At 70.6% G+C, this 13,168-nt stretch carries 11 protein-coding genes; 1 reads left to right on the top strand and 10 read right to left on the bottom strand.

The window, feature by feature from the left end:
• Nucleotides 1–10: 10 nt before the first annotated feature.
• The 7 genes from ACT01A_RS02150 to ACT01A_RS02180 all read right to left on the bottom strand — a co-directional run bounded on the left by ACT01A_RS02150 (nucleotide 11) and on the right by ACT01A_RS02180 (nucleotide 10,512).
• Nucleotides 11–1,147 carry a M24 family metallopeptidase gene (locus ACT01A_RS02150; RefSeq protein ID WP_445150597.1) on the bottom strand — a complete coding sequence of 379 codons (1,137 nt, stop codon included), beginning with the start codon at nucleotides 1,145–1,147 and terminating at the stop codon, nucleotides 11–13.
• A 30-nt stretch (nucleotides 1,148–1,177) separates the two neighbouring features.
• Nucleotides 1,178–1,804 (bottom strand): hypothetical protein, encoded by a 627-nt coding sequence (locus ACT01A_RS02155; RefSeq protein WP_445150598.1) that lies wholly within the window; start codon nucleotides 1,802–1,804, stop codon nucleotides 1,178–1,180.
• A 90-nt stretch (nucleotides 1,805–1,894) separates the two neighbouring features.
• Nucleotides 1,895–4,273, bottom strand: coding sequence for a RelA/SpoT family protein (locus ACT01A_RS02160; protein WP_445150599.1), 2,379 nt, complete (start codon nucleotides 4,271–4,273; stop codon nucleotides 1,895–1,897).
• Nucleotides 4,234–6,741: a single-stranded-DNA-specific exonuclease RecJ gene (recJ, locus tag ACT01A_RS02165; RefSeq protein ID WP_445152786.1), complete on the bottom strand. Its 2,508-nt coding sequence runs from the start codon at nucleotides 6,739–6,741 to the stop codon at nucleotides 4,234–4,236. Before recJ ends, ACT01A_RS02160 begins: the two co-directional genes overlap by 40 nt.
• Nucleotides 6,742–6,808: 67 nt before the next feature.
• The gene (locus tag ACT01A_RS02170; RefSeq protein WP_445150600.1) at nucleotides 6,809–7,081 is read right to left on the bottom strand and encodes a hypothetical protein; all 273 of its coding nucleotides are present in this window, start codon (nucleotides 7,079–7,081) and stop codon (nucleotides 6,809–6,811) included.
• A 2-nt stretch (nucleotides 7,082–7,083) separates the two neighbouring features.
• Nucleotides 7,084–9,999, bottom strand: a complete 2,916-nt coding sequence (gene secD, locus ACT01A_RS02175) for a protein translocase subunit SecD (protein ID WP_445150601.1) — start codon at nucleotides 9,997–9,999, stop codon at nucleotides 7,084–7,086.
• A 63-nt stretch (nucleotides 10,000–10,062) separates the two neighbouring features.
• Nucleotides 10,063–10,512, bottom strand: coding sequence for a hypothetical protein (locus tag ACT01A_RS02180; protein ID WP_445150602.1), 450 nt, complete (start codon nucleotides 10,510–10,512; stop codon nucleotides 10,063–10,065).
• A gap of 111 nt (nucleotides 10,513–10,623) precedes the next feature.
• Here ACT01A_RS02180 and ACT01A_RS02185 point away from each other — a divergent pair, with 111 nt between their 5' ends.
• A complete protein-coding gene (locus ACT01A_RS02185; protein WP_445150603.1) occupies nucleotides 10,624–11,550 on the top strand; it encodes a hypothetical protein in 927 nt (308 codons plus the stop codon).
• Here the strand turns inward: ACT01A_RS02185 and ACT01A_RS02190 are convergent.
• The 3 genes from ACT01A_RS02190 to ACT01A_RS02200 are packed head-to-tail and all read right to left on the bottom strand — an operon-like array spanning nucleotide 11,495 to nucleotide 13,116.
• Nucleotides 11,495–11,848 carry a hypothetical protein gene (locus ACT01A_RS02190; RefSeq protein ID WP_445150604.1) on the bottom strand — a complete coding sequence of 118 codons (354 nt, stop codon included), beginning with the start codon at nucleotides 11,846–11,848 and terminating at the stop codon, nucleotides 11,495–11,497. The genes ACT01A_RS02185 and ACT01A_RS02190 overlap by 56 nt on opposite strands.
• Entirely contained in the window at nucleotides 11,838–12,380 is a 543-nt protein-coding gene (locus ACT01A_RS02195; RefSeq protein ID WP_445150605.1) for an RNA polymerase sigma factor, read from the bottom strand. The genes ACT01A_RS02190 and ACT01A_RS02195 overlap by 11 nt, the downstream gene beginning before the upstream one ends.
• A gap of 55 nt (nucleotides 12,381–12,435) precedes the next feature.
• Nucleotides 12,436–13,116: an ATP-binding cassette domain-containing protein gene (locus tag ACT01A_RS02200; protein WP_445150606.1), complete on the bottom strand. Its 681-nt coding sequence runs from the start codon at nucleotides 13,114–13,116 to the stop codon at nucleotides 12,436–12,438.
• Between the last annotated feature and the right edge of the window lie 52 nt (nucleotides 13,117–13,168).

Below are 13,168 nucleotides of genomic sequence, written 5' to 3' on the forward strand. Positions count from 1 at the left end.
CGACGAAGGACTACGGCGCCAAGTCGTAGGGGAAGTCGGTCAGGACCTCGTGGCCGTCTTCGGTGACGAGGACGAGGTCTTCGGAGCCGAGGGCGCCGGTGGTGCGGTCCCAGAGGCCGGGTTCGATGGCGATGACGTCGCCCGGGATGAGGGGTGAACGGCCGGATTGGCCCATGCCGGGATCTTCGTGGACCTCGAGGCCAACGCCGTGGCCGAGGGAGAACTGGAAGCCCTCGTTGGGGTCCTCGCCGGGGCCGGTGCGCTGGGTGGCGTGACCGGCGGCCTCGAAGATGTCGCAGGCGATGGCGTGCAGCTCGCGGCCGGTGATGCCGGGGCGGATCGCGTCGCGGGCGGCCATGTGGGCCTGGTGGGTGAGCGCGTTGAGCTCGAGCGTCTTGGCGTCGGGCGTGCCGACGACGAACGTCCGGGCCATGTCGGCCCAGCAGTTGGTCTCCTCGTCGCGCGGCCAGAGGTCGATGTGGATCGGGAGATTCGCCGGCAGCGGGCCGGTGCCCGACTCGTGGCCAAAACCCTGCCAGACGCTGGCCACGATGATGTCCGCCGGCGCGGGCGCGCCGGCGGCGGCGCAGGCCGTGCGGATGGCGTCGCGGACCTGCTCGGCGGTGACCGGCTCGCCGTCGATGACGATCCGGTCGCCCTCGGGGACGGCGGCGCGCAGGAGTGCGGCCGCGGCGGCCATCCCAGCCTCGGCGGCCTTCTGCGCGCGGCGGATCCCCGCCAGCTCGGTGGCGGACTTCGCCCGACGGCGCAGCGCGAAGGTCTCGTGGTCGGGCGTCAGCAGGACGCCGTCGGCGCGCAGGCGGTCGGCGACGGCCAGCGGGAAGTCGGGGTCGACGATCGCGTCCTTGACGCCGATCTTCGCGACCGCGCGGGAGATCATCTCGATGACCATCTGGTCGCGCGGCATCCCGCTCTCCAACAACTCGTGGAAGCCGACGTCGCCCCATTCGATGATCGCGGCGTCCGGCCGCGCGGCGGCGGCACGCTCCTGGTCCAGCGAGCTGATGAAGATGGTGGCCTTGCCACCCACCTCCGCGTAGCCGAACGGGTCGGCGATCGTGATCGGCAGCTCGTGGCGCAGCGCGGCGCTGCGCTCGGTGTCGCTGTAGAGCAGGACGTCGGGCATGAGCCCGACCCTATCGGCTGCGATACGCCGCTAGACCGTCAATGTCATCGCGTTGGTGGTCGTCTTGTAGGTGCCGGTAAAGATCGCCCCGGCGACCGGGCAGCCGCCGGCGACATGGGCGAGCGGCGCGTTGACGAACTGGACGGTCGCCGGCGTGGTCGTCGACGGCGAGTCGCTCCAGGCGCCGGTCACGCTCGCCGGCGGGACGGCGGCGGCGCCGACGTAAGAGCACACCATGCCCCCGCACGCGACCGACAGCAGCCGGTTGGCCGGGAACGAGATCGAGAACGTCTTCGGCGGCCCGTTGCGCAGCCACACCGCGTTGCCCCACGGCAGGGCGTTGACGAACACGGCGCACGCGGCGCCGCCCGGCAGCGTGCAGCCCGCGAACGTCCAATTGTCCAGGTCGGCCCGGGCCGGGACCCCGGCGACGTTGTTGCTGGTCACGGTCGTGGCGATGCCTGAGCTCGTGCACGTCACCGGGTTGGCGAAGGCGCCGGTGATCACGATGCTGTTGCTCGTGAGGTTGAGGTTGAACCCGGCCGCGACCGGAGCACCGCCCTGGTTCAGGGCGTCGGCCGACGCGCCGGAGGCGCCGAGGACCAGCAAGAGCGCGACGGCGCTGCTGAGCAGCGCGGAACAACGGGCGAGCCGCATGTGAGACCTTCCTACTGCTCAGGAGCCATCAGCACGGCCGAAGGTAGCCGTCCGCCTCCGGCGACGCCACAGCCCGGTGGCAGATCGTGACTAGCTGGCGCCCGGGGTGATGCGGTAGGCGTCGAAGACGCCTTCGATGTTGCGCAGGCGCGTGACGGCCTGCTTGAGGCCCTGGGTGTCGGGGACCTCGACGACGAACTTGTTCTGCACCATCGGTGAGTTGACGATGCAGCGGGCCTCGACGATGTTGAAGCCGGCCTCGGCGAAGGTGCGGGACAAGTCCTCCAACAAGCGGTGGCGGTCCCAGGCGTCGACCTGGAGCTCGACGCGGAAGGAGGTCTGGTGGTCGCCCTCCCAGTGGACGCGCACGAAGCGCTCCGGGTCCTTGCGCAGCGCGACGGTGTTGGGGCAGTCGTCGCGGTGGATCGTGATGCCGCGACCCAGCGAGACGTAGCCGACGATCGGATCGCCGGGGACCGGGCGGCAGCACTTGGCCAACCGCACCAAGACGTCCTCCACCCCGTCCACGCGGATGCCGTAGGACCCCGCCTTGCCCGTCGGCTGGCGACGCGCGCGGCGCGTGCTGACCAGCGCCTCGGCGGGATCGGTCTCGTCCTCAGCTGCCTCGCCCGCCTTCAGGCGCTGCATCAGCTTGTTGACGACGACCTTCGGCGAGATCTTCGCGCCGCCGAGCGCGATGTAGAAGTCATCCGCCTTGCGGAAGCCCATCTCGCGGATGACGTCGGCCAGCAGCGGTGAGCTGACGAGCTTCTGCGGCGGCAGGCCCTGCTTCTTGAGGTGCTCCTGGAGCAGCTCGCGGCCGGTGTGCTCGGTGTCCTCGCGAGACTCGGCCTTGAAGAACTGCTTGATCTTGTTGCGGGCGCGCGTGGTCTTGACCAGCGCGAGCCAGTCGCGCGACGGGCCGCGATCGCGCTTGGAGGTCAGGATCTCGATGATGTCGCCGGAGTTCAGCGCGTAGTTCAACGGCACGATCTTGCCGTTGACCTTCGCGCCGACGCAGCGGTGGCCGACCTCGGTGTGGACCTCGTAGGCGAAGTCCAGCGGCGTCGCGCCCTGGGCCAGCGACTTGACCTCGCCCTTCGGGGTGAAGACGAAGACCTCCTCGTCGAACAGGTCGACGCGGAGCGTCTCCATGAACTCCTTGGGGTCGTTCAGCTCCGACTGCCAGTCGAGCATCGACCGCAGCCACTTGAGCTTGTCGTCGCCCTCCAGGCCCCCGCCCTTCTTGTTGGGGTCCTGCTTGTACATCCAGTGCGCGGCGACCCCGAACTCGGCCATGTCGTGCATGTCCTTGGTCCGGATCTGGATCTCCAGCGGCAGGCCCTCGGGCCCGATGACCGTCGTGTGCAGCGACTGGTACATGTTGAACTTCGGCATCGCGACGAAGTCCTTGAAGCGGCCGGGCAGCGGCTTCCAAAGGCTGTGGATGACGCCGACCGCGCCGTAGCAGTCCTTCACCGAGTCCACGACCACGCGCATGGCGGTGAGGTCGTAGATCTCGTTGAACTCGCGGCCCTTCTTGGTCATCTTGGAGTAGATGGAGTAGAAGTGCTTCGCGCGGCCGGAGATGCGCGCGTTGATGCCGAGCGCGTCGAGCTCGCGGTTCAGCTCGTCGCCGGCGGCCTTGACGTAGTCGTCGCGCTCCTCGCGCTGCTGGTTGACCAGGCCCTTGATCTCCTGGTACTTGCGCGGGTGCAGGGCGGCGAAGGCGAGGTCCTCGAGCTCCCACTTGATCGCGTGGATGCCGAGGCGGTGCGCGATCGGCGCGTAGATCTCGAGGGTCTCCTTGGCCTTCTCGATCTGCTTCTGCTTGGGCATCGCGTCGATCGTCCGCATGTTGTGCAGGCGGTCGGCGAGCTTGATGAGGATGACCCGGACGTCCGAGGCCATCGCGACCATCATCTTGCGGTAGTTCTCGGCCTGGGCCTCGTCGCGCGAGGTGAAGGTGATGCCGGTGAGCTTGGTGACGCCGTCGACGAGCGCCATCACCTCCTCGCCGAACAGCTCCTTGACCTCTTCGAGCGACGCGGTGGTGTCCTCGACCGTGTCGTGCAGGAGCGCGGCGACGAGCGTGTCGGTGTCCAGGCGCAGGCCCGCGCAGATCTTTGCGACCGCGGCGGGATGGATGATGAAGTGCTCGCCGGACTTGCGGCGCTGGTCGGCGTGGTGCTCGCACGCGAACACGAACGCATCCTCGACACGGACGCGGTCGATCGGCAGCGCGGCGTCGTCGGCGTGCTCCTCGACGATCGCGAAGAGGTCGGAGAGCAGCCGCTGCTGGTCCGGGGTGAGGTCGTTGCGCGCGACCGGCGGGTGGCCATCGGAATGGATGATCGTGTCCACAGGGGTACGGTCCCCGTGGTCGTCCGAACCGTTACCGCCGGTGGCGGCAGCGGCGGCGTCCGGCGTCAGGCCGCTTGCGGTGTCGCGCTCGCGCTGGTCAGCCATGCCGTCCCCTCCGCGTGGCGCTGTTGGGCGTGCTGGTAGGCCGGGGAGCGCTCGAGATCGGTCGGCGCGACGTCCGGGACGACCGCGACGCGACCGTCATCGGTGCTGACCAGGCCGAGCTCGGCCAGGACGGCGAGCAGCCGCCCCGCCGCGACCGCGGGACGGTGCCCGACGGCGTCGGCCAGCCCGCGGCCGTCGCGCAACGCCCGATAGGCGGCGACGAGGCCCGGTCGCAGGTTGTGATCTCGCTCCAGAACATCCCTGGAATAGCGTAGCTCAGGCTCGCCCCACGCTAGATGGGCCATCTGGGCCGGATGGCCCGCGGTCAGGAGGGCCTCCTGGTCGGGATGCAGCGGTGGATCGATGGCCACGAGGTGGTGGTACCCATCCGCGAGCGCGGGATCCCGCTCCAGCGCGTCCCAGCTGGTCACGGCGAACCCGCCGAGCCGGCCCGTGAGCTGCTGCGCGCGCGCCGGGCCGTCGGCGGCGATGGCCAGGACCGACTCGCCGGTGTAGACGAGCGCGGCGATGGTGCCCGCCAGGCCGGTGGAGCGGCGGTCGCGGAGGGTGCGGCCTTCGCCTCCTCCGTCGAGCCGTTGGGGAAGGGTGGCGAGCCGCTCGACCGTGTGGGCTTCTGGCTGCGAGGACGTCCCTCCGACGAGAGCGAGGGCCGGCACGGATGCGGTGGCCAGGCGAATGACCTCCGCCTCCCACTCCGCCGTCGCCACCGCGGGCTCGCCGACGAGGCGGGGCGACTCGGCGGTCGCGGGCAGGAGCTTGCGCAGGACGAGGCGGGGCTCGATCGTGCCACGCCACTCGTTGAGCTCCAGCGTGAAGGTGGCGTGGAGGTTGCCGCTCGCCGCGCCTTCAGGCAGGTGCGAGAGGTTGAAGGCGACGGCGCGCGCGCGGATGCCGCCGGCCTCGACCGTGAAGCGGACGTGCTTGCCCTCGGACATCTGGACGGGATCGACCAGGCGGGCGGCCGGGACGAGCAGGCTGACCGACGGGTTGCCGATGCCGAAGGGCGCGAGGCGGCCGAGCTCCTCGGCCAGCGCGGTGCCGAGCTCGTCGCCGCTGACGACGGCGTCGACGCGCTCGACCGGGACGAGGTCCTCGGGAGCGAGCACCTCGGCGGCGTGCGCGGCGAAGGCGGCGCGGAAGGCCTCCAACTCGCTGCGGGCGATCGTGCAGCCCGCGGCCGCGCGGTGGCCGCCGTGGCGCAGCAGGTGTCGCGACGAGGCGTCAAGGCCACCAAGAAGGTCGAACGCGGGGATCGAGCGGCCAGAGCCCGTGCCCTCGTCCTCCCCCTCGCGCAGCGCGATCATCACGACCGGCCGGTTGTGGCGCTCGGCGATCCGCGAGGCGACGATGCCGATCACGCCCGGGTGCCAGCCCTCGGCCCACAGCACGTAGGCCGGCTGCTCGCCGAGGTTGGCGACCTGCGCCTCGGCCTCGAAGCGGATCCGCTCCTCGACGAAGCGGCGGTCCGCGTTGGCGCGGTCGAGCTCTTCGGCGATCTGCGCGGCACGCGTCTCGTCGTGGGTGAGCAGCAGCTCCAGCGCGGCGTCGGCGCGATGCAGGCGGCCCGCGGCGTTGATTCGCGGCGCCAGGCCGAAGCCGACCGCCCGCGCGTCGACGCGCGTCGGGTCAACCTTGGCGACCCGCATCAGCGCCCGCAGGCCGACCTTCTCCGTCCGGCCCAGCGCCGTCAGCCCCTGGCGGACGAGGCGTCGGTTCTCGCCGACCAGCGGGACGCAGTCGGCGATCGTGGCCAAGGCCACCAGGTCGAGGTCGGCCAACGCGATCGACGCATCGTGCCCGTCGGCTGCCAGCAGCGCGCCCGCGAGCTTGTGCGCGACGCCGCCGGCGCAGAGGTCCACGCACGGGTAGCCGCAGACGCCCGGGTGCACGATCGGCGCGTCGGGCACGACCCCGTCCGCGCGCGGCTGGTGGTGGTCGGTGACGACCACGTCCAACCCCAATGACTTGGCCAGCGCGACCTCGTCGACGGCCGTGATGCCGCAGTCGGTCGTCACCAGCAGCTTCGTGCCGCGCTGGGCGAGCTTCTCGACGGTCCCGGCGCTGAGCCCGTAGCCGTCCTCGCTGCGCGACGGCAGGTACCAGTCGACGTCCGCGCCCACGCCGCGCAGCGCGCGCACGAGGATCGCCGTCGAGGTCACGCCGTCCACGTCGTAGTCGCCGTGCACGGTGATCCGCGATCCGGCCGCGACGTGCGCCAGCAGCAGCGCGACCGCCTCGTCCAGCGCCGCGCCGAACAGCGCCGCCGGATGCTCCTCGGCGCCCGCCAACCACGCGCGCGCGTCCTCCAACGTGACGATCCCGCGCCGCACTAGGACCTGCGCGACCGGGAACGACATCCCGAGGTCGCGCGCCAACGACAGCGCCGCGGCGCTGTCGCACGGCGGTACGTCGAGTCGCGGCGTGAGCATCGCCGCCCAGGGTGCCATCGGCACCGGACGCCACGTAGGCGCTCACCCCGCAACTACGGGGAAACCGCGCGGCGAACTCCCCGTCTTACAGGTGCAAGGCGGGGGTCTTGCGGCGAACGCCCTCGTAGTACACGAGGCCCATCCCGATCAGCGCGCCCGGCACGGCCTCGAGGGCCTGCAGGATGTGCGTCTCGCTCTCCCCCGGGATCGTGAACCCGGACAGGGCCAGGCCGCCCAGGGCGCCGCCGAAGAGCGCGCCCAGGAACGCGCCGACGATGCCGCCCCAGAAGCGGTCGGGGATGAAGATGGCGAAATGCCAGAGGGCGAGGCCCATCATGATCCAGGCGAACATGGCCATGGCTAACGCGGCCTCCCGTGGCGCTTGTTGCGGGACCGCTTCGGGCGGTCCTTCTTGTCGTCCTTCAACACCAGATCCTCGGGCGTCGCGTCCGCCGACGGATCGGACGGCGGCTGCGGCTCCGGATCGGGCGCCCGCTCCTTGGTCTTCTGCGCGACCCGCGACGGGGTCGTCTCGTGCTCGATGTCGGCGACCATCTGCTGGAACTCGGTCTGCGACACGCCCTGCGACGGGTCCTCCGGCGTCGTGATCCGGCGATCGGGGCGCTTGGACGCCTTCGGCTCGACCGTGACGCCGTGCGCCGCGGTCGCGTAGGCCGGCACCTTGCCGCCGGTCTCCTCGGCGATCCGCAGGCGGCGGCGCCGGTAGATCTCCTCGCGCTCCTTCCAGTGCGCAAGCACCGGCGAGGCGATGAAGACCGACGAGTACGCGCCCGAGATCACGCCGATGAGCAGCGCGAAGGCGAAGTCCTTAAGCGTGTCGCCACCGAAGAACAGCAGCGCCAGGATTGGCAGCAACGTGCAGAACGAGGTCGCCAGGGACCGCGTCAGCACCTCGCTCATCGACCGGTTGACGATCTGCGTGAACGCGGCACGCGGCATGCGCGGCATGTTCTCGCGGATTCGGTCGAACACGATGATCGTGTCGTAGAGCGAGTACCCCAAGATCGTGAGCAGCGCCGCGACCGTCGACGTCGTCACCTCCCGGCCCGTCAGGGAGTACACGCCCGCCGTGATCAAGATGTCGTGCATCACCGCGATCAACACCGGGACGGCGAACTTCCACTCGAACCGCAGCGCGATGTACACGCTGATGACCAGCAGCGACGCGATGATCGCGAAGATCGCCGATTTGGCCACGGTCTTGCCGAACGTCGGCCCGATCGAGTCTTGCTGGAAGGCCTTCGTGGCGCCGAACTTGGAGACCAGCGTCCGCTCGACGCCCGTCACCGCCGTTCCCGTCTCGCCGAGCGAGATCTGGATGCCGTTGCCGCCGAGCTCCTTGTCGCCCGTGACCTTCTGGACCTCGGGGTTGTTGAAGCCCGCGGCGCGCAGCGCGTCGCCGACCGCGTTCTCCGACGGCACACCGTTCTGGAAGGCGACCTTGGCGCGCGTGCCCGACTCGAAGTCGATGCCGAAGTTCAGGCCCTTGCCGCCGATCGCCAGCGCGCCGATCAACAGGATGATGCCCGAGGTGGAGAAGAACCACTTCGCCGAGCCGCTGAAGTCCATCGTCCAGCGCCGCTTGCTCTCGCCGGCGCCGAGCGCGCTCGGATGGGTGATCAGCGGCGAGCGCTGCATCGTGCCGAGGACCGCCTGCGTCGCCAGGACGGCGGTGAACAGCGAGGTCATCGTGCCGATGCCGAGCGTGAAGGCGAACCCGCGGACGCCGGCCGTCGCGACGACGAACAGGATGAAGGCCACCATGATCGTCACGACGTTCGCGTCGATGATCGCGGCGATGCCCTTCTTGTAGCCCTGCGCGATGCCGGCGGCGACCGATCTGCCGCCGCGGATCTCTTCCTTGACGCGTTCGAAGATGACGATGTTCGCGTCTGCCGCGACACCGATCGTGAGGATGAGGCCCGCGATGCCGGGCAACGTCATCGTGATCGGGATCAGCTTGATCAGCGCGAACAGGTAGATCGCGTAGACGAACAGCGCGCCGACGGCGACGATGCCGAGCACCCGGTAGAAGATCAGCAGGAACAGCGCGACGATCGCGAAGCCGACGATGCCGGCGACAAGGCCGTCATTCAGCGCCTGCTGGCCGAGCGTCGCAGAGACCTGCGACTGCGAGATCAGCTCCAGCTTGATCGGCAGCGCGCCCGTCTTGATCAGCGTCGCCAGGCGCTGGGCCGACTTGATCGTGAATGAGCCCGAGATCTGCGACCCGTTCTCGCCGTCGATCCCGTCCGGGTTCTGCTGGGGATCGATGTACGGGACCGAGATCAGCTTGTTGTCGAGGACGATCGCGAAGTGGTTGGCGAAGTTCGTGGCGGGCTGGCCCGGCAGGATCGCCGCCTGGCCGCGCTGCGAGATCTCGCGCGTGACCTTCTGCCACTTCTTCTTGCCTTCGTCGGTGAAGTTGAAGGTGACCGTCGGCTGGCTGGTCTGCTGGTCGGTGTTCTGCTCGGGGTCCTTGATGTCGCGGCCGAGCAGGCCCGGGTCGTCCTTGAGGATGAAGTAGGCGTCGTTGGCGAGCGCCTGAGAAGCCTTGTCGGTGTCGTCGGACTCGGCCTGGACGATGATGTAGCCCTGCGGGACCTCGACGAACTTGTTGGGCTTCTTGCCCACGTTCTGGCAGGACTCCTTGGCGTCCTCCTCCGTGGCCTGCGGCCCGCAGATGACGGTCTTGGCATCCGTGTCGACGCCGTACCAGAGGCCCTGCGTCGTGTCGTCGGGCTCGTCGGTGGCCTTGCAGTTGGCCGCCGCCTTGGTGACCGCGTCGAAGTAGGTCAGCGACCCGGAGCCCGGCTGGCCGGCCTGAGGTCCGCCCGTCACCGACGTGTCCGTGGGCGCCGCCTTGCACTCAGGGCTGCGGACGCTCTTCTCCCAGTCGTAGAACGCCAGGACCGCCGTCGTGCCCACCTGCTGCTGGGCCTGCTCGGCGTTCTTGACGTCCGGCAGCGACACCTCGATCTGGTTGTCGCCGGACTGCTGGATCTCCGGCTCAGCGACGCCGAGGGAGTCGACGCGCTCGCGCATGATGTCCATCGTGCGCTGCAGCGAGTCAGGTGTGACGTCGGCGTACTTCGTCGGCTTCGCCTCGTAGACGAGCGACGTTCCGCCCTTGAGGTCGAGCCCCTGACGGGTCGGCTTGGACAGGGGCGTCCCCGGGATGATCACCAGCAGGCTGAGGATCAGCAGCAGGGCGACGAGCCCGAGGATGAGGAAGTTGCGGCGGCGGTCGGTCATGCGAAGCGGACGGCAGCGTACTGCTCGGGGACAGGGTCCGAGGTGACGAGCCCTAGCCGAACGTCACTTGTCCGGCGTGAGGACGAGCAGCATGCCTCCGTCGTCATCGTACGCCGGGAAGAGATCGGCGGTCGCCTGGGCGGGCAGATCGCCCTCTGCGTGGACGGCAACGGGCTGCTTGAGCTTGCGCACGCCCCACTCGAGAACGGTGCCCACGGGATCGTCCCCGTTCGAGAACTGAAGTCCCAAGACGTCCCTGACGGGACGGCCAATGACCTTCTCGTCGTCGAGGCCGGTGAGCTCGAATGAGCCGCGGCCGCACGCGATGACCTTCCCCTGCGCGTCGCAGGCGAAGAACGCGGCGTCGGGCGCGGGGTAGTAGTCGTCGAGCAGCTCGAACAGGAAGCCGAAGCCGCACTTGGAGCAGCCACGGGCCTGGCGCCGGAAGCCGGCGTTGCGCTCGGTCTCGGTGGTGCGGTTACCGCAGTTGGGGCAGATGAAGAGATGGGCCATCGTTTCGGTGAGCAAGGGTATCCGGCGCGTGCGGATGCTTCATCTGAGCGCAACACGCCGGTGGACGCGTTGCGCGGATTCGCCGGGTCCTCTGCTAGACAGGCGGGCGACATGGAGGGCCTTCCTTCTTCTGAGGTGCCGCTGGCCGACGCCGCGATCGCGACCGAGATCGCGAACGCTGCTGCGCGCGGTCGCGGCGCGGACCGCGCGCCGACGTTGGAACAGCTGCTGGCCGCGTTCGGGGAGACGTCGCCGACGCCGGCGGCGCGCGCCCGGGTGGCCGCGGCGCTGCGGGTGGCGGGCATGGGCGTGCGGCCGGACCTGGCGTCCGCCGAACCGGGCCAGAGGTTGATGCTGCTGCCGCCGGGCGTGAGCGAGGGACGCTCGCGCGGGCGGGCGCTGCTGGGGATCGTCGGCGTCGCGGCGGTGTTGGTGGCCGCGGCGGCGGGCGCGTCGCTGTTGCAGGGCGACGGAGACGACGGCGACGGCAACGTGGCTTCGAACCTGCCGGCGGAGACGACGACGAGCGGGCCGGCGACGACGACCACGGCGGTGGAGACGACGGCGACGGAGACGACCGCCACGGAGACCGCTCCGGTGGAGACGACGGCCACCGAGACGACGCCGGCGGACACCGAGACGACCGCGACCGAGACGACCTCCGCCGACGAGGACGAGGAGGCCGCGGCCAAGCAGGCGGCGGCGGAGCGCAAGCGCAAGGCCGCGGCCAAGCGCAAGCGCGCGGCGGCCGCCAAGCGCAAGGCTGCCGCGTCGGCGCTCGTCACGGTCCGCGTCAACGCGCCGCTGCCCACGTTCCTGTGCGTCGACGACGGCTCCGGCAAGGTCCTGTTCAGCGGCACGCTGGACGGCAAGAAGGTCTTCAAGGACAAGCGCGTCCGCATGAACATCGGGTTGAAGTCCACCCAGATCACGGTCAACGGCAACCCCATTAGGTTGGACGGCTCGCCCGCGGGTCTGGACATCACGCGCAAGGGCGGAGCGAAGTCATTGGCGTCGGGGAACCGTCCCTGCGGCTGAGCGAGGCGCCCGTCGCCGCGAGCGCGGCGATCGCGACCGTCGCCCCGCACTCGGTGGCGATGACGGCGTGGTGAAGCGGAGCGACCGGGCGCTCGTCCGCCTTGCCGGAGGTCGCGTGCAGGACACCGGCGGCCGGGAGCGCGAGCGCGAGCAGCGCCACGGCCAGCGGCAGCGATCGGCGCCACCAGCGGCGGCGGTCGGCGGCGGCCCGCTCGGCGGTCTCGGCAGCGCGCATCGCGTCGGAGACGTCCGCGGTCAGGCGCTGCAGCGCCGGGAAGTCGGGGCGGTCAGCGGGCATCGATCGCCTCCTGGAGTGGCGTGATCGCACGGGTCAGGGTCCGCAGGCCGCGGGAGACGCGGGCGCGGGCGTTGTCGGGGGTGATGCCGAGCTGGGCAGCGAGGTCGTCGTAGGAGAGCTCGTCGACGATCCGCAGGCGGACCGCGTCGCGTTGGGCTTCCGGCAGCGCGGCCATCTCACGGGCGACGGCGGTACGGAGATCCGCAAGACCCGCGAGCTCCTCGACCCGACGGCGCTCGTCGTCGCCCATGGCGGGCGGCTCGACGCCGAGCCGCGCGAGCGCGCGCCGCTCCACCCCGCGACGCCGGAACTGGTGGTCGAGGACCGTGCGCGTGATCGCGTACAGCCACCCCACCGCCTCCTCCCGCGTGTTGCCGCGGAACTTCGAGCGCCGCTCGAACGCGGTTGCGAACGCCTCGCCGACGATGTCGAGCGCCAGCTCGGCATCGAACGTGCGGCGCGTGGCGAACGCCAGCAGCCGCGGCCCTTCGGCCTCGAACAGCCCTGCAAGCGTGTCGGCGTCCAGCCTCATGCGCCTCGTAAGACCCGCGAGCTCTCGATCCTGTGACGCTGAGGTAGCCGGACCGTCAGGGGCGGTTGCGGGCGCGCAGCGGGACGACCTGGCCGGCGGGGCGCGGCGGCGGGCCAGCGAGACGGCCGTCCTCCAGCGCCCAAACCACGTCGAACCCGGCCAGCTCAGAGGGCTCGACGGCGGTCGCGAGCACGGCGACGCCGTCGTCTGTGAGCCCACGCAGGAGGTCGAGAATCGCGCCGCGGTCTTCCTCGGCCATGCCCGTGATCGGGTCGTCGACGACGATCAGGCGCGGGCCGCGGACGATCGCTTGCGCGAGCGTGGCGAGCACGTGCTCGCGGTCGGACATCTCAGCCCAGCGCAGCGCGGCTGCCCCGCCGAGGCCGACGCGCTCGATCGCGGCGCCTGCGCGGCGGCGCGCGGTGCGCCACGAGCCGGCGCCGACGAGCGCCGAGGCGATCCAGGCCGCGGCAGTGAGGTCGTCGCAGCCAGGGTCGTCACGGCTGGCGAAGCCGACCCGCGCAGCATCGCTGAGCGGATGGTCCTCGAACAGCACCGTGCCCGCCTCCGGGGCGAGGCGGCCGGACGCGATCTGCGCGAGCGTCGTCTTGCCGGAACCGCGGCGCCCGTGAACCCCGGCGAGGACGCCGTCGTCCAGCTCCAGCGAGACGTCCTGCAGCACGCGCGCGGCGTCGCGGCTCGCCCAGCTCACGCGCTCGACCCTGAGGAGCGACATCTTCAGACACGTGAGCATATATCTAGTCCCGGTGGTCGCCGCCCGGGTTATG

It is taken from the genome of Baekduia sp. Peel2402, assembly GCF_052567285.1.

Coding starts and splice junctions, on each gene's coding strand:
- ACT01A_RS02150 (WP_445150597.1), bottom strand. CDS start 1,147: ATGCCCGACGTCCTGCTCTACAGCGACACCGAGCGCAGCGCCGCGCTG.
- ACT01A_RS02155 (WP_445150598.1), bottom strand. CDS start 1,804: ATGCGGCTCGCCCGTTGTTCCGCGCTGCTCAGCAGCGCCGTCGCGCTC.
- ACT01A_RS02160 (WP_445150599.1), bottom strand. CDS start 4,273: ATGGCTGACCAGCGCGAGCGCGACACCGCAAGCGGCCTGACGCCGGAC.
- recJ (WP_445152786.1), bottom strand. CDS start 6,741: ATGGCACCCTGGGCGGCGATGCTCACGCCGCGACTCGACGTACCGCCG.
- ACT01A_RS02170 (WP_445150600.1), bottom strand. CDS start 7,081: ATGGCCATGTTCGCCTGGATCATGATGGGCCTCGCCCTCTGGCATTTC.
- secD (WP_445150601.1), bottom strand. CDS start 9,999: ATGACCGACCGCCGCCGCAACTTCCTCATCCTCGGGCTCGTCGCCCTG.
- ACT01A_RS02180 (WP_445150602.1), bottom strand. CDS start 10,512: ATGGCCCATCTCTTCATCTGCCCCAACTGCGGTAACCGCACCACCGAG.
- ACT01A_RS02185 (WP_445150603.1), top strand. CDS start 10,624: ATGGAGGGCCTTCCTTCTTCTGAGGTGCCGCTGGCCGACGCCGCGATC.
- ACT01A_RS02190 (WP_445150604.1), bottom strand. CDS start 11,848: ATGCCCGCTGACCGCCCCGACTTCCCGGCGCTGCAGCGCCTGACCGCG.
- ACT01A_RS02195 (WP_445150605.1), bottom strand. CDS start 12,380: ATGAGGCTGGACGCCGACACGCTTGCAGGGCTGTTCGAGGCCGAAGGG.
- ACT01A_RS02200 (WP_445150606.1), bottom strand. CDS start 13,116: ATGTCGCTCCTCAGGGTCGAGCGCGTGAGCTGGGCGAGCCGCGACGCC.